Origin of the sequence: Enterobacter hormaechei subsp. hoffmannii (assembly GCF_001729745.1) — a bacterium.
Classification (GTDB): domain Bacteria; phylum Pseudomonadota; class Gammaproteobacteria; order Enterobacterales; family Enterobacteriaceae; genus Enterobacter; species Enterobacter intestinihominis.
Genome location: NZ_CP017186.1, coordinates 2,705,958 through 2,721,392, shown reverse-complemented (window position 1 = coordinate 2,721,392; position 15,435 = coordinate 2,705,958). Strand labels below are relative to the sequence as shown.

Annotated in this window: 14 protein-coding genes; 12 read left to right on the top strand and 2 right to left on the bottom strand. The window is 56.0% G+C overall.

Annotated features, from left to right (window positions below; translation table 11 throughout):
* Positions 1–7: 7 nt before the first annotated feature.
* Positions 8–436: a universal stress protein UspC gene (gene uspC, locus BFV65_RS12790; RefSeq protein ID WP_022648513.1), complete on the bottom strand. Its 429-nt coding sequence runs from the start codon at positions 434–436 to the stop codon at positions 8–10.
* A gap of 796 nt (positions 437–1,232) precedes the next feature.
* On the opposite strand from uspC, the gene flhD reads away from it, so the two are divergent.
* From flhD to cheW, 6 genes are all read left to right on the top strand, one after another.
* Positions 1,233–1,583 (top strand): flagellar transcriptional regulator FlhD, encoded by a 351-nt coding sequence (gene flhD, locus BFV65_RS12785; RefSeq protein ID WP_003859693.1) that lies wholly within the window; start codon positions 1,233–1,235, stop codon positions 1,581–1,583.
* A 2-nt stretch (positions 1,584–1,585) separates the two neighbouring features.
* Positions 1,586–2,164 (top strand): flagellar transcriptional regulator FlhC, encoded by a 579-nt coding sequence (flhC, locus tag BFV65_RS12780; RefSeq protein WP_022648512.1) that lies wholly within the window; start codon positions 1,586–1,588, stop codon positions 2,162–2,164.
* A gap of 123 nt (positions 2,165–2,287) precedes the next feature.
* Positions 2,288–3,175: a flagellar motor stator protein MotA gene (gene motA / locus BFV65_RS12775; protein WP_003859696.1), complete on the top strand. Its 888-nt coding sequence runs from the start codon at positions 2,288–2,290 to the stop codon at positions 3,173–3,175.
* Positions 3,172–4,101 (top strand): flagellar motor protein MotB, encoded by a 930-nt coding sequence (motB, locus tag BFV65_RS12770; protein WP_022648511.1) that lies wholly within the window; start codon positions 3,172–3,174, stop codon positions 4,099–4,101. Before motA ends, motB begins: the two co-directional genes overlap by 4 nt.
* Before the next feature lie 4 nt (positions 4,102–4,105).
* Positions 4,106–6,115, top strand: coding sequence for a chemotaxis protein CheA (gene cheA / locus BFV65_RS12765; RefSeq protein ID WP_022648510.1), 2,010 nt, complete (start codon positions 4,106–4,108; stop codon positions 6,113–6,115).
* A 19-nt stretch (positions 6,116–6,134) separates the two neighbouring features.
* Positions 6,135–6,638 carry a chemotaxis protein CheW gene (cheW, locus tag BFV65_RS12760; protein WP_003859699.1) on the top strand — a complete coding sequence of 168 codons (504 nt, stop codon included), beginning with the start codon at positions 6,135–6,137 and terminating at the stop codon, positions 6,636–6,638.
* A 96-nt stretch (positions 6,639–6,734) separates the two neighbouring features.
* Here cheW and BFV65_RS12755 read toward each other — a convergent pair whose 3' ends face one another.
* Positions 6,735–7,994 (bottom strand): dicarboxylate/amino acid:cation symporter, encoded by a 1,260-nt coding sequence (locus BFV65_RS12755; RefSeq protein ID WP_063162933.1) that lies wholly within the window; start codon positions 7,992–7,994, stop codon positions 6,735–6,737.
* 427 nt (positions 7,995–8,421) lie between these two features.
* On the opposite strand from BFV65_RS12755, the gene BFV65_RS12750 reads away from it, so the two are divergent.
* The 6 genes from BFV65_RS12750 (at position 8,422) to tar (ending at position 15,398) form a co-directional block, all read left to right on the top strand.
* A complete protein-coding gene (locus BFV65_RS12750) occupies positions 8,422–8,994 on the top strand; it encodes a spore coat protein U domain-containing protein (RefSeq protein ID WP_022648508.1) in 573 nt (190 codons plus the stop codon).
* Positions 8,995–9,001: 7 nt separating this feature from the next.
* Entirely contained in the window at positions 9,002–9,547 is a 546-nt protein-coding gene (locus BFV65_RS12745; protein WP_022648507.1) for a Csu type fimbrial protein, read from the top strand.
* Between the two features lie 16 nt (positions 9,548–9,563).
* Positions 9,564–10,325: a fimbrial biogenesis chaperone gene (locus tag BFV65_RS12740; protein ID WP_069596721.1), complete on the top strand. Its 762-nt coding sequence runs from the start codon at positions 9,564–9,566 to the stop codon at positions 10,323–10,325.
* On the top strand, positions 10,301–12,685 hold the full coding sequence (locus tag BFV65_RS12735; RefSeq protein ID WP_069596720.1) for a fimbria/pilus outer membrane usher protein: 2,385 nt from the start codon (positions 10,301–10,303) through the stop codon (positions 12,683–12,685). Before BFV65_RS12740 ends, BFV65_RS12735 begins: the two co-directional genes overlap by 25 nt.
* Entirely contained in the window at positions 12,682–13,644 is a 963-nt protein-coding gene (locus tag BFV65_RS12730; RefSeq protein WP_023300457.1) for a Csu type fimbrial protein, read from the top strand. The genes BFV65_RS12735 and BFV65_RS12730 overlap by 4 nt, the downstream gene beginning before the upstream one ends.
* Before the next feature lie 86 nt (positions 13,645–13,730).
* Entirely contained in the window at positions 13,731–15,398 is a 1,668-nt protein-coding gene (tar, locus tag BFV65_RS12725; protein ID WP_069596719.1) for a methyl-accepting chemotaxis protein II, read from the top strand.
* Positions 15,399–15,435 lie beyond the last annotated feature (37 nt).

Below are 15,435 nucleotides of genomic sequence, written 5' to 3'. Positions count from 1 at the left end.
GGGGGCATTAATTGCCCCCAAGAGGCACCAGCAGGACATCAACCTGGCTTGACGAAACGATAGATTTTGCCGAGCATGCCGCACGAGAAAAAAAACTCTGGTTATGATTTCCGCAAATAACCAGGTCAATATTCTCTTTCTGACAGATGTCGAGTATATGCGCGCTTAATTCACCGGTCGCGATAACGGTCTGATGAATCGGATAGTCTGCCCTCTCCACCAACTCTTGCAGGAATTGGTGCGTTTCCTCCTGCAATACCTCACGTATATCTTCCAGCATCGGCGCAGCCAGCTGATTATACATTTCGGGTTCCGCGGCCAGCGTGATCAGGCTGATGCGGGCATTGGCGGGGCGGGCGATGGATACGGCTCGGGCGACAAGCTGGTGGCTTTCGGGAGAAACAGCAACTGAAACAAGCAGATGGGAGTAACTCATCACGCACTCCTTTGATGTCAGAATGACAAGTTTCCCCAGCTTTACCGCGAAACTGCCATTACTGCAAGAGGTGAATGCGTCATTAGTGTGAAGCTTATCATAATTATTCATTAATTATTCTTATAAGAAGAATAACTGAAAAGATGGCCTAAATGAAAAAAATTAACAGCTTAACGTAAATTACACATTTTCCCTTCCGGGTGGTTAACTCGCCTTAACTCATCATCAACCCGGCGTAGATCGTTACGCAACGAAACTGATTTCTGTGTTGCCAGCGTTAACCTCCTGTTTTTACTTTATTAATTAATGGTAGTTTCAACGTGAAGTTTTCCCCATAGCAGATCAATGCGGATTTGCCCTGTCTTTACATTTCCCAGACCCAATTCCCCCGTCCGGATGCATGAGTATTCGTTCCTGAAGAATATAAACAAGCTTGGGTTGGATAAAAAACACCCAAATTACAAGTCACGCTGATGGATTTATGGGTTACATTCGCGTAAATTATGTGACACAGATCACATTTTTTTTAAATTCCAGGGGGGGCTGCATTGTATGTGTCAAAACTGACGAGTAGAGTTTGCGTCGAATTAGGAAAAATCTTAGTTATTTGTAAGAAAAGATAAAATGTGTAACCGACATTTTGGCCATGTTAACCGGTCACGCGCTTTACGACGTACAAACCTAAATTCAACTATGCATTTGGCCTTTTCTTTTTATACCGGGTGATTTCCCGGCGACATCACGGGGTGCGGTCTTTCCGCATAAAAATAATAGTTGGTTATTCGGGATGGGAAAAATGCATACATCCGAGTTGCTAAAACATATTTACGACATCAATTTGTCGTATTTATTGCTCGCGCAGCGTTTGATTAGTCAGGACAAACCGTCAGCGATGTTTCGTCTGGGTGTTAACGAAGAGATGGCAACCATGCTGGGGGGATTAACACTTCCGCAGATGGTCAAGCTGGCTGAAACCAATCAGCTTGTCTGCCAGTTCCGTTTCGATAACCCGCAGACCATTACGCGTCTGACTCAGGAATCCCGCGTGGACGATCTGCAACAGATCCACACCGGTATTCTTCTCTCCACCCGCCTGCTCAACGAAATCAGCCAGCCTGACGACGTAGCCCGGAAGAAAAGGGCTTAACAATGAGCGAAAAAAGCATTGTTCAGGAAGCCCGTGATATCCAGCTGGCAATGGAACTCATCACGCTGGGTGCGCGTTTACAAATGCTGGAAAGCGAGACGCAACTGAGCCGTGGTCGTTTGATCAAGCTGTACAAAGAATTGCGTGGTAGCCCACCGCCAAAAGGCATGCTGCCGTTTTCGACTGACTGGTTCATGACCTGGGAGCAGAACATCCATGCTTCCATGTTCTGTAACGCCTGGCAGTACCTGCTTAAAACGGGCTTATGCAGTGGCGTGGATGCCGTGATTAAAGCCTACAAACTTTACCTTGAGCAATGCCCGCAGCAGGAACAGGGACCCCTGCTGGCGCTGACCCGCGCATGGACGCTGGTGCGTTTTGTTGAAAGCGGAATGCTTGAATTGTCGCGCTGCAACTGCTGTGACGGCAATTTTATTACCCACGCGCACCAGCCTGCGGGCAGCTTCGCCTGTAGTTTATGCCAGCCTCCATCCCGAGCCGTAAAAAGACGTAAACTTTCCCGGGATGCTGCCGATATTATTCCACAACTGCTGGATGAACAGATCGAACACGCTGTTTAACCCGAACCTGTGGGCAAGATTCCAGCAGCGGTAAGCGATTACCGCTGCTTTTTTTTACCCTGCGTTCAGGTCACGCGCTCGAAATGAACGTCCTGCCATAGTCACTAGCGGAAGGATGATGTCGTGCTTATCTTATTAGGTTACCTGGTAGTTCTCGGTACAGTTTTCGGCGGTTACATGATGACCGGCGGGCACCTTGGAGCACTCTATCAACCGGCTGAACTTGTCATCATCGGCGGTGCAGGGGTAGGGGCTTTTATCGTTGGTAACAACGGTAAATCGATCAAGGGCACGCTGAAGGCGATTCCGCTGCTGTTTCGTCGCTCGAAATACACCAAAAGCATGTATATGGATCTTCTGGCGCTGCTCTATCGCCTGATGGCGAAGTCACGTCAGCAAGGAATGTTCTCGCTGGAGCGGGACATTGAAAACCCGAAAGAGAGCGAAATTTTCGCCAGCTACCCGCGTATTCTGGCTGACGCGATGATGCTCGATTTTATCGTCGATTACCTGCGACTGATCATCAGCGGCAACATGAACACCTTCGAAATTGAAGCCCTGATGGACGAAGAGATCGAAACCCACGAGAGCGAATCCGAAGTTCCGGCCAACAGCCTGGCGCTGGTGGGCGACTCGCTTCCGGCGTTCGGTATAGTGGCGGCGGTCATGGGCGTCGTTCATGCCCTGGCCTCGGCGGATCGCCCGGCGGCTGAACTGGGCGCCCTGATTGCCCACGCGATGGTGGGGACGTTCCTTGGTATTTTACTGGCATACGGCTTTATCTCCCCGCTGGCGAGCGTGCTGCGCCAGAAGAGCGCTGAAACCACCAAAATGATGCAGTGCGTGAAAATTACGCTGCTCTCAAACCTCAACGGTTATGCGCCACCGATCGCCGTCGAATTTGGTCGTAAGACGCTCTACTCCAGCGAACGTCCGTCGTTTATCGAACTGGAAGAGCACGTGCGCGCGGTGAAAAACCCCAACCAACAGACGACAACTGAGGACGCATGAAAAACCAGTCCCATCCGATCGTCATCGTAAAAAAACGCAAGCATAAGGGGCACGGGCACGGTTCTCACGGCTCATGGAAGATCGCGTACGCCGACTTTATGACCGCTATGATGGCCTTCTTTCTGGTGATGTGGCTGATCTCCATCTCCAGCCCGAAAGAGCTTATTCAGATTGCGGAATATTTCAGAACGCCGCTGGCGACGGCGGTCACCGGCGGGCCGCGCATATCGAACAGCGACAGCCCGATCCCCGGCGGCGGTGACGATTACACCCAGCAGCAGGGCGAAGTGAAAAAACAGCCTAACATCGATGAGCTGAAAAAACGGATGGAGCAGGCGCGCCTGAAAAAACTGCGCGGTGACCTGGATCAGCTGATTGAGGCGGACCCTAAACTGCGCGCGCTGCGTCCGCATCTGAAAATTGACCTGGTGCAGGAAGGGCTGCGTATTCAGATCATCGACAGCCAGAACCGACCGATGTTCAAAACCGGCAGTGCCGACGTGGAGCCCTACATGCGAGATATTCTGCGCGCGATTGCACCGGTGCTGAACGGCATTCCGAACCGCGTTAGCCTCTCCGGTCACACGGATGATTTCCCGTACGCCACGGGAGAGAAGGGATACAGCAACTGGGAGCTTTCTGCCGATCGCGCCAACGCCTCGCGTCGCGAGCTGGTGGCGGGTGGGCTTGATGATGGCAAGGTCCTGCGCGTGGTCGGCATGGCTGCAACCATGCGCCTGACCGACCGCGGACCGGATGACGCCATCAACCGTCGTATCAGTCTTTTAGTGCTGAACCAGCAGGCGGAGCAGGCCATCCTGCATGAAAACGCCGAAAGTCAGAATGAGTCACTGGACGATTTAAAACAGCCTGGGGCCGTCCCTTCGGCTGCCGTTCCAACATCGCCACCAGCCAATCCGAGGTGATAGCGTGAGCATGGATATTACCGATTTTTACCAGACATTTTTTGATGAAGCCGACGAATTGTTGGCCGATATGGAGCAACATTTGCTGGATCTGGTGCCCGAGGCACCGGACTCAGAACAGCTCAACGCCATCTTCCGTGCGGCGCATTCCATTAAAGGCGGAGCCGGAACGTTTGGATTTACCATTTTGCAGGAAACGACCCATTTAATGGAAAACCTGCTGGATGAAGCACGACGCGGTGAGATGCAGCTCAATACCGACATTATCAACCTGTTTTTGGAAACGAAAGATATTATGCAGGAACAGCTCGACGCCTATAAAAGTTCGGCAGAGCCTGATGCCGCCAGCTTTGAATACATCTGCAACGCGCTGCGTCAGTTAGCGCTGGAAGCCAAAGGTGAGGCGTCTGCGCCCGTTGTCCCTGCGGCAAAACTGAGCGTTGTTGACGCCGCGGCCAAACCAGACAGTGCGCCTGATGCGCCCGCAGGAAAATTGCGCGTAGTGCTGTCACGGCTGAAAGAGAACGAGGTCAACCTGCTGGAAGAGGAGCTGGGTAACCTGGCGACGCTCAGCAACGTGGTGAAGGGTAAAGACAGCCTGGCCGCGACGCTCGACGGCGGGATCGGTCAGGATGACATTGTGGCGGTGCTGTGCTTCGTGATTGAAGCGGATCAAATTGCGTTTGAAACCGAGGCGGCGGCCGTTGAAGTACCCGCGCCGGCAGAAATTGCCCCTGCGGTAGTTGCCGCTGCCCCTGCACTGAAAGCCGTGCCCAAAGAGACGGCCGCCCCGGCCCGCGGTGAAAAACCGGCGGCGCGCTCCAGCGAGTCAACGAGCATTCGCGTGGCGGTGGAGAAAGTGGATCAGCTGATCAACCTGGTGGGTGAACTGGTGATCACCCAGTCGATGCTGGCCCAGCGCTCCAACGAGCTGGACCCGGTGACCCACGGCGATCTCATCACCAGCATGGGCCAGTTACAACGTAACGCCCGCGATTTGCAGGAATCGGTGATGTCCATCCGCATGATGCCGATGGAATATGTCTTCAGCCGCTTCCCGCGCCTGGTGCGCGACCTGGCCAGCAAGCTCAACAAACAGATCGAACTCACGCTGATGGGCAGCTCCACCGAGCTGGATAAGAGCCTGATTGAACGCATTATCGACCCGTTAACGCACCTGGTGCGTAACAGCCTCGACCACGGCATTGAGCTGCCGGAAAACCGCGTGGCAGCCGGAAAATCGCCAGTGGGCAACCTGATCCTGTCAGCAGAACATCAGGGCGGCAACATCTGCATCGAAGTGACCGATGACGGCGCGGGCCTGAACCGCGAGCGCATTCTGGCGAAGGCGATTTCGCAGGGCATGGCGGTCAACGAAAACATGACTGACGAAGAAGTGGGCATGCTGATTTTTGCCCCGGGCTTCTCAACCGCAGAGCAGGTCACCGACGTTTCCGGCCGCGGCGTGGGCATGGACGTGGTGAAACGTAACATTCAGGAGATGGGCGGTCACGTTGAGATCCAGTCTAAGCAGGGCGCGGGCACCACGATCCGTATCCTGTTGCCGCTGACGCTGGCCATTCTTGACGGCATGTCCGTTAAAGTGGCGGACGAAGTCTTTATTCTGCCGCTGAACGCGGTGATGGAATCCCTCCAGCCGCGCGAAGAAGATCTGCATCCGCTGGCGGGCGGCGAGCGCGTGCTCGAAGTGCGCGGCGAGTACCTGCCGCTGGTGGAACTGTGGAAAGTGTTCGAAGTGGACGGGGCAAAAACCGAGGCCACGCAGGGTATCGTTGTGATCCTGCAAAGCGCCGGACGCCGCTACGCGCTGCTGGTCGATCAGCTGATTGGTCAGCATCAGGTGGTGGTTAAGAACCTGGAAAGTAACTACCGCAAAGTGCCGGGGATCTCTGCTGCCACCATCCTGGGTGATGGTAGCGTCGCGCTGATCGTCGATGTATCGGCACTTCAGGGATTAAATCGTGAACAACGTGTGGCGAACACAGCCGCCTGATTAAGTAAAAGGTAATAACATGACCGGTATGAGTAACGTAACGAAACTGGCGGGCGAGCCATCTGGGCAGGAATTCCTGGTTTTCACTTTAGGTGATGAAGAGTACGGTATCGACATCCTGAAAGTGCAGGAAATTCGCGGGTACGATCAGGTAACGCGCATCGCGAATACGCCAGCGTTTATCAAGGGTGTGACCAACCTGCGCGGTGTGATTGTGCCTATCGTGGATCTGCGCGTGAAGTTCAGCCAGGGCGATGTGGAGTACAACGATAACACGGTGGTGATTGTTCTGAATCTGGGGCAGCGCGTGGTGGGGATTGTGGTGGACGGCGTGTCAGATGTGCTGTCGCTGACCGCCGATCAAATCCGTCCTGCGCCGGAGTTTGCGGTCACGCTGTCGACGGAATACCTGACAGGGCTGGGTGCGCTCGGCGAGCGTATGCTGATTCTGGTGAATATTGAGAAGCTGCTGAACAGCGAAGAGATGGCGCTGCTGGATATTGCGGCGAATCACGTGGCATAAAATAATGCCGGGTGGCGACTTCGCCTTACCCGGCCTACAAATGGTTCGAACACGTAGGCCGGGTACGCGTCAGCGCCACCCGGCTCTTTTGTATCTTTACGCCTCCTGCTCCACCAGCTCTGCCTCCGCTTCCCGCGCCCCTTCATTCTGCGACAGCATCGCCGTCGCAATCCCGTTCCCCAGCACGTTAATGGCCGATCGGCCCATATCCAGGAAATGGTCAATCCCCATCAGCAGCAGGATCCCGGCTACCGGAATGTTAAAGCCTGGAATGGTTGCCGCCAGCACCACCAGCGACGAGCGCGGTACGCCCGCAATGCCCTTCGAGGCCAGCATCAGCGTTAACATCAGCACCGTCACCTCGGTAAAACTCAGGTGAATGTTGTACGCCTGGGCAATAAACATTGAGGCGAACGAGCAGTACACCATGGAGCCGACCAGGTTAAACGAGTAGCCGATCGGCAGGACGAAAGAGGCGATATTCCGTGAACAACCAAAGCGCGCTAACTGCTCCAGCGTTTTTGGGTATGCCGCTTCAGAGCTGCTGGTGGTAAACGCCACCAGCACCGGATCTTTCAGCATCGCCACCAGACGGAAAATCTCTTTCTTCAGTACCATGTAACCCACGGCCAGCAATACCAGACAGGTCAGGAGGATCGCCACATAATAACCGCCAATAAACGAGGCATAGTTCAGCAAAATGCCCAGCCCCTGGGTGGCAATGACGGACGAAATCGCCGCGAAAATGGCCAGCGGCGCAACGTACATCACGTAGCCCGTCACCTTCAGCATAATGTGGGATACCACATCCAGCGCCGCGACCAGCGGGGCGTTGAATTTTTGGCCCAGTGACGCGCCGCCAATGCCGAAGAACATCGAGAAGACCACAATTTGCAGGATCTCATTGTTCGCCATCGCGCCGGCAATGCTGGTTGGAATGGTGTGTGACAGGAAGGCTTTCAGCGACATCCCGCTCACGGCCAGGCCGGTATCAACCGTCTCTGTCGGAATGCTCAGGTTCAGACCGCTGCCGGGTTGTTCAAGGGTAACAATAAACAGCCCCACCAGAATGGAAAGTACGGATGAGCTGATAAACCACACCATCGCTTTACCCCCGACGCGCCCAATCGTAGACGTTTCACCCAGCCTCATAATGCCCACCGTCAGGGTGCTGAACACCAGCGGGGCTATCACCATCTTGATCAGCCGCAGGAAAATATCGGTCAGCAGGGTGATGTTCTCCGACCAGGCCTGTATCGCGTCGGGCGAAGCATACTCATGGATCGCCGCACCGGAAAGAATGCCCGCCAGCATGAAAATCACGATGAAGAGCGTGAGTTTGTTTGCACTTGCCACAAAAAGATCCTCTATGCGCTAAAAGAGTTTCCTGCGTCAATGCATACAAAATTTTTATTTAAGCGCAGGAAAATATTCGGGGCATAAATTGAAGTAAAGCTGCGTGAGTTACAACTTGTTTTTAATTTTTATGAAATTCGTTGTTTTTATCATGACGATATATTGTGACTCAGATCACACTACAGGCGATATATCCTCAAGTTAAGCAAGAATAATGCCCATTTTTTTTTGCTAACCCTTTGTAATGTTTGTTAATAACCTGTTAATTCGAGCGGGGTTGCCCTCTTTTTGATGAAAGTGGTTGAAGTGCTAACCATAAACTAAATTCTCAGTAACCGCGCCGGGGAATGTTTAAGCGGGGCTAACATACTGAACAGTATGAATAAAATATGGCAAGCGAACCTATATTTCTTCTGGAGGGTGGTAAATGAAAAGAAAACTTCTTTTTATCTGCGCGGGAACGCTGCTGACGGCGGCAACGGTCGGTCAGGCTCTCGCGGTCACCAGTAGCGGCACTATCGGCGCGACGTTGACGCTGACCAACGGCTGCTTGATCAACGGCTCGCCAACGCAAAACGGCATTAACTTCGGGACGCTCGATTTCGGCACTCATCCTGCAACATTCTCCACCCTGACAACCCAGTTAACCGGTGCCAGCGGAGGAAACACCTTTACCATTCAATGTACCACTGCCAGTTACACGGTGGCGATCACCGGCAACACTAACGCTACCGCACCCGGAACCGTTGTCGGCACCCCAGGTACGCCGGGCCGCTATCTGGTCAACACCGCCAATGCGGCGCAGGGCGTTGCCTACAGCCTGTTCAGCGATAGCGGTTACAACAACGTGGTTGCGAACAATGCCGCGTTGCCGGTCGCCTCTACTGCGGGTGGGGTGGATAGCTACACCCTCTATGCACGCATTACGGGCGGCGGCAATAGCGTGACGGTCGTACCGGGAACCTATACCGACACGATTAACGTCAGCGTCACCTACTGATTCAGCCATGAAGGCATTGTTATGTCTGCGCGACAGCGCAGAGGGCGTCGTGCACCCTTTTTTGACCCTGTTGGTCGGGCTGATGTTGATCCCAGACGCCGGGGCGGTGACGTCTCAGTCATTCAGGGTGAGCGCGACGGTTGTGCCTGGATGCTCGGTGAGCACCGGCACCGGCGGGCGTTTCGGTACGCTGAATTTCGGGACCCGCAGCGGCGTGGAGAGCGCACCGGTCAGCACCAGCTTTGTTGCCGACGGCGCGTTGTCCATCGCCTGCACACCGGGTGTGGCGCTAAGTATGAGCATTAATGGCGGTCAGAATTATAGCTCTGTGCGGCGGATGACGCGTTCAGGCGGGACAGAGGTGGTCGGTTACCGGCTCTACAGCAGCAGCTCTCTGGCCGCAAACAGTGAAATTGGGGTTAACCAGGCAATACCGATTACCTATACCAACAGCAATAACATCGCGCTGCCTCTTTTTGGCGTCGCGCTTTTGACCGGGTTTAGCCCGTCAGGAACGTATTCAGATCAACTCACCGTGACCTTGTCATGGTAGGAAAGGGAGAGCATTGATGAAGCCATTTTTCAGGCGGTCAGGCCTGTTGAGTCTGTTGGGGATAACGGCCCTTACAGCGGTTAAGGCGCAAGCAGCCGCAACCATTCTTCTTTGGCCTATCGATCCGTGGCTTTCGGCAGACGCCAGAGCAACTGAATTGTGGATCCAGAATCAGGGCAACAGCGCCACGACAATGCAGATACGCATTGTGCGCTGGAAACAGGAGGGCGGATATGAGCGTTACACCGCCCAGCAGGATGTGGTCGCCAGCCCGCCGATCGTGACTATCGCTAAGGGCAGTAAACAGCTTATTCGCCTGATTAAGCAGGGGACGATCCCGTCCGGCGTCGAGCAAGCCTACCGCATCATTGTGGATGAGATTCCCCAGCCGGATGCCAAAGCGGAACCGTCTATGGGCCTCAAACTGCAAATGCGCTATTCCATTCCCTTATTTGTTTATGGACAGGGGATCCCCACCCTCAACGAAGGTGAGCATCACGCGCAGGCGAACACTCAGCAGCTCAACTGGCGGGTCATTCAGGAGGAGGGGAAACCCGCGCTTGAGGTCCGCAATCAGGGAAACGTTCACGTCAGGCTCAGCCAGGTTGCGGTTGAGCAGGGCGGGCAAAAACGCACGGTTGCCGAGGGGCTGCTGGGTTATGTGCTGCCAGGCAGCACCCGAAGCTGGCCGCTTCCGGCAGGGATTTATCAGCCGAATCGGATGAGCGCGCAAATTAATGCCAGGGATACGCAATGGCAATCGACGCCCGTCAACTGAAACCGGCGATGATGATCCTGCTTTGCGTCAGTACCAGCGCATTTGCCGAAACCGGCGACGACAGTTTACCGCCGCCGCCGGACGCGCGGACGATAAACGGCGAAGCTGTATTCCAGCTCGCTCTGGTGCTGAACCACTATGACACGGGTCTGGTGGTGCCGGTGACGCAGCGCGAGGGCGCCTGGTTTATTTCAGGAGCGGATTTGCTTCGCGCCGGACTGCCGCAGGAGCATGTGCCTGCCGGAGAGGTGAACCTTTCAACGCTCTCATCGGTACGCGTAGAGTATGACAGCAGCGCCCAGCGGCTCATGCTGACGGTCCCCCGGGACTGGGTTACGGCGCGGATCACGTCGTTTAGCGGTCAGAGCGCGCAAAGCAAGCCGCATTATGGCCGGGGCGCGCTGCTCAACTACGACGTTTATACCAACCATACCGAACATACGGGCGGCCAGGCGTCGGTGTGGCATGAGTTCCGCTATTTCAACGAAGACTATTCGTTTTCTTCGACAGGGTACGCCCGACAGAATTTCGCCGGAAGCAGCGGGCAGCAGGAAGGATACGTGCGCTATGACTCAACCCTGCTGATCACCAACGAGGAGGATGCCACCACCTGGACCGTTGGGGACGTCATCAGCGATGCGCTGAGCTGGAGCACCAGCGTGCGGATGGGCGGGATCAGCTACGGGCGCGACTTCTCCCTGCGTCCGGATCTGGTGACCTGGCCGCTGCCGGCGTTTTCCGGTGAGGCGGCCGTCCCGACCTCGGTCGATCTCTTTATTAATGGCTACCGTTCCGGCTCCACCCGCCTTCAGCCGGGGCCGTTTACCCTCACTAATCTGCCGTACATCAACGGCGCAGGGGATGCGGTACTGGTCACCACCGACGCGCTGGGACGTCAGGTGAGCACCACGCTGCCGTTTTATGTCAGCAGCGATCTGCTGAAGCAGGGGTTAAGCGACGGCGCCGTGACGCTGGGTAGCCTGCGGCGCAACTACGGTATAGAGAATTTTGACTATGGCCCGGCGGCGGGCAGCGGATCGTATCGCTACGGGGTGACCGACTGGCTGACGCTGGAGGGGCATGCGGAAGGGGCGGAGTCGCTGGCGCTCGGCGGCGCGGGCACGGTGCTGAAGCTCGGGCGTTTTGGCGTGGTGAATACGTCTTATACACAAAGCCGGATGCGCGGCGACGAAGGGGGCCAGATGAACTGGGGCTATCAGTACAGCACCAGCGAGTTTAGCGTAGCGACCCAGCATACCCGACGCGACCGCGGCTTCGGCAACCTCGCCCTGTACGATCAGCCCACCGTTTATGATGAATATGATAACCCCGTTGCCAGCCTGAGCCGCAATACCGACCAGTACTCCTTAACCTTTAACCTCGGTGATTACGGCAATATCGGTGCGGCGTGGATCGGCGTGGAGAGTTTTGACAGCCGGAAAACCGAGCTGCTCAACCTCTCCTGGAGCCGAAATCTGTGGCGCTCAAGCAGTATTTACCTGGCGGCCAGCCGTGACCAGCAGCGGGACGACTGGACGGTTGCGCTGTCGTTGCAGGTTCCCCTCGGCGAACGTGACAGTGCCGCCGTCACCTTTGAAAACACCCCTGACGCAGGCAGCACTCAACGCATTAACTACAACCACTCGATGCCGTCTGACGGCGGCTTTAGCTGGAACATGGCCTGGGCCAACCAGTCGCGGTCGAGTAACTATCAACAGGCCACGCTCGGCTGGCGGAATAACAATGTTGAGCTTCAGGGCGGCGGCTACGGTGAGAAGGGGATGATGACCTGGTGGGGGGAGGCGATGGGCTCTGTCGTCCTGATGGACGGTGAGCTGTTTGCGGCGAACAAAATCAACGATGCGTTTGTGGTGATCAGCACCGACGGACATCCGGACGTACCCGTCAGCTACGAGAACCAGCCGGTTGGTAAAACCAATAACAAAGGTTATCTGCTGGTCAGCGGCGTTTCCGCCTATTACCCGGCGAGCTACCGCATTGATACCCTGAACTTACCTGCGGATACCCGGCTGAAAGAGACCGAGCGTCGGGTGGCGATTCGTCGGCATAACGGTTATCTGGTGGATTTCCCGATGGAGCAGGAGCGGGTTGCCAGCGTGATCCTGCATGACGCGCAGGGCAATGCGATCCCGGTGGGAAGCCAGGTCAAACGCGCGTCCCGCAGTAGCGCGGTTGTTGGCTACGACGGCATCGCCTGGCTGGAAAACCTCAACGATGTGAATCCTCTGGAGGTCATCACCCCGGACGGTAAACGCTGTATCGCAACGTTGAACGTGGGCGCAAATCCCGAGCATAAGCTGCAAACCTACGGTCCGCTGACCTGCCGGGAGGCGCCGTGAAACGCCTGTTGATAGCCATACTGTTGCTGTTCTCGGGCAGCGGCTGGGCGGCCTGCACCGTCAGTACGGTGAACGCCTCGTTTGGCAGCGTCACCTCATTCGCCCTGAGCAGTACGGGGGAGGTGCAAACCACCGGCACGCTGGTGGTGTCCTGCGATACTGTTCTCAACCTGCTAACCAACGACTCGGTGACGCTGACCTACACCTCGGCGTCGATAGCCGCCAACAGCCGCGCCACCATGAAACGTACCGATAATGCGGCCATCGCGGACGTTATCCCCACGCGCCTGTGCGGTGCCACTGGCTGCGGCGGAAACAGTGAAGTACAAATCAGCAAAACCTATACCTGGAATGGCAACACCCTGCTCGGGCTGCTGGGGTCAAGGCGCTACAACATTCCGCTTTATTTCCGTACTGTGCCGGGGCAGAACGTCACGGCCGGGCCGTACCAGGTGTTGTTAACGTTCAGCATCAACTACAACGTGTGCGCCGTTGGCGCGGGCGGGCTATGCCTGACCCCGCAAACCGGCACGGCAACTACCTCCATTCTCCTCAACATGACCGTCACCAACGATTGCAGCACGATGACCACGCCGGACGTGAATTTTAACAGCGCGCCGCTGGTGCAAAATTTTCCCACCGTTTCGCAGTCGATCGCCGTCACCTGCACCAAGGGCAGCACCTACACCATAGGCATTAATAATGGAGCAAACGCCCTGAACAACGTTCGTCGTATGGTTAGCGGCAGCAATTTTATGAGTTACGACATCTATAAAGAGGCGACCAGCAACCGCTGGGGCGGCAGTGGCAGCGAGCGCTGGGCCAGCGCCAGCTCATCCCAGGTCAGTACCGACGGGCTTTTACGCACCTATAACTACAGCGCTAAGGTCCTGACCAGCCAGGCCACGCCCCCTGCCGGAACCTACACCGACACGCTGATCGTTGACGTCGCGTTCTGACTCCCCGCGCTTTTCCCTTTCGCAAATGTAAAGTTCCCGTGGCCCCTGCCGATAACACCGTTAATCAATCGATGAGAAGGTGTTGTATGTTGAACCGTATCCGCGTTGTCACAATGCTTATGATGGTGCTGGTCATTTTCGCACTTCTTCAGCTTATTTCTGGCGGCCTCTTTTTCTCCTCGTTAAAACAGAACCAGGACAGCTTCGCGGCCTCGAACGATTTGCGGATGCAGCAAAGCGAACTGACCACAACCTGGGATCTGATGTTGCAGACGCGTATCAATCTGAGCCGCTCGTCTGCCCGCATGATGATGGATCCGAACAACCAGCAGAGCAGCGCAAAAACGGAACTGCTGAAGAATGCGCGCGCCACCCTGGCAGACGCGGCGAAACATTACGAGGCTTTCAAAAAAATCGCCCCTCAACCCGCAATGGCGCAGGCGAGCGCGAACATAGATGAAAAATATCAGGCCTACTTCGCCGGCCTCACGGAGCTGGTGCAGTTCCTGGAGAAGGGCAATATGGACGCCTATTTCGCGCAGCCGACCCAGGGCATGCAGAACGCACTCGGCGCGGCGCTCGGCGAGTACGCCAAAGCCAGCGGCGAGCTTTATCACTCCGCCTTTACGCAAAGCCAGAACGACTACCGTTTCGCGAAATGGCAGATGGCGGTGCTCGCCCTCGCGCTGGTCATCGTGCTGGTGGCCGTGTGGTACGGCATTCGTCATATCCTTCTTAATCCGCTTGGCCGCGTCATTGCCCATATCCGCGATATTGGCCGGGGCGATCTCACAAAAACGCTGACCGTTTCTGGTCGCAACGAGATCACCGAGCTGGCGACCAGCGTCGACCATATGCAGCGTTCGCTGATTGATACCGTCGCCAACGTGCGCGAGGGGGCGGATGCCATCTATACCGGCACGAGTGAAATCGCGATGGGCAACAACGATCTCTCGTCCCGTACCGAACAGCAGGCGTCCGCTCTGGAAGAGACGGCGGCAAGCATGGAGCAGCTCACCGCGACCGTGAAGCAGAATGCCGACAACGCCCGTCAGGCGTCGCAGCTTGCAGAAAGCGCGTCCGACACCGCCCAGCGCGGCGGTCGGGTGGTCGACGGCGTGGTGAAAACCATGCATGACATTGCCGACAGCTCGAAGAAAATCGCCGATATCATCAGCGTTATCGACGGCATCGCCTTCCAGACCAACATTCTCGCGCTGAACGCGGCCGTTGAAGCGGCGCGTGCGGGCGAGCAGGGACGTGGGTTTGCCGTGGTCGCTGGCGAAGTACGTAACCTCGCCAGCCGCAGCGCCAATGCGGCGAAAGAGATCAAAGCCCTGATTGAAGACTCTGTTTCACGCGTGGATACCGGCTCGGTGCTGGTGGAAAGTGCGGGTGAAACCATGAATGACATCGTGAATGCCGTGACGCGCGTGACGGACATCATGGGTGAAATCGCCTCTGCATCGGATGAGCAGAGTCGTGGTATTGACCAGGTCGCTCTGGCGGTATCGGAAATGGATCGTGTGACGCAGCAAAACGCCGCCCTGGTGCAGGAGTCCGTTGCCGCGGCCGCTGCGCTTGAGGATCAGGCGAGCCGCCTGAAAATGGCCGTCTCGGCGTTCCGTCTTACTTCAAAAACAACAAATACGGTCAGCTCGCGGTCAGCGTACAGCGAAGCAACCCCGGCGCCCGTGACAACACCTACGCGCGCAGCGGTGACCGGACAAGATGAAAACTGGGAAACATTTTGACTGACAATTAAACCGCGGCTGCTTGCCGCTTGATGGG

Coding starts and splice junctions, on each gene's coding strand:
- uspC (WP_022648513.1), bottom strand. CDS start 436: ATGAGTTACTCCCATCTGCTTGTTTCAGTTGCTGTTTCTCCCGAAAGC.
- flhD (WP_003859693.1), top strand. CDS start 1,233: ATGCATACATCCGAGTTGCTAAAACATATTTACGACATCAATTTGTCG.
- flhC (WP_022648512.1), top strand. CDS start 1,586: ATGAGCGAAAAAAGCATTGTTCAGGAAGCCCGTGATATCCAGCTGGCA.
- motB (WP_022648511.1), top strand. CDS start 3,172: ATGAAAAACCAGTCCCATCCGATCGTCATCGTAAAAAAACGCAAGCAT.
- cheW (WP_003859699.1), top strand. CDS start 6,135: ATGACCGGTATGAGTAACGTAACGAAACTGGCGGGCGAGCCATCTGGG.
- BFV65_RS12750 (WP_022648508.1), top strand. CDS start 8,422: ATGAAAAGAAAACTTCTTTTTATCTGCGCGGGAACGCTGCTGACGGCG.
- BFV65_RS12745 (WP_022648507.1), top strand. CDS start 9,002: ATGAAGGCATTGTTATGTCTGCGCGACAGCGCAGAGGGCGTCGTGCAC.
- BFV65_RS12740 (WP_069596721.1), top strand. CDS start 9,564: ATGAAGCCATTTTTCAGGCGGTCAGGCCTGTTGAGTCTGTTGGGGATA.
- BFV65_RS12735 (WP_069596720.1), top strand. CDS start 10,301: ATGGCAATCGACGCCCGTCAACTGAAACCGGCGATGATGATCCTGCTT.
- tar (WP_069596719.1), top strand. CDS start 13,731: ATGTTGAACCGTATCCGCGTTGTCACAATGCTTATGATGGTGCTGGTC.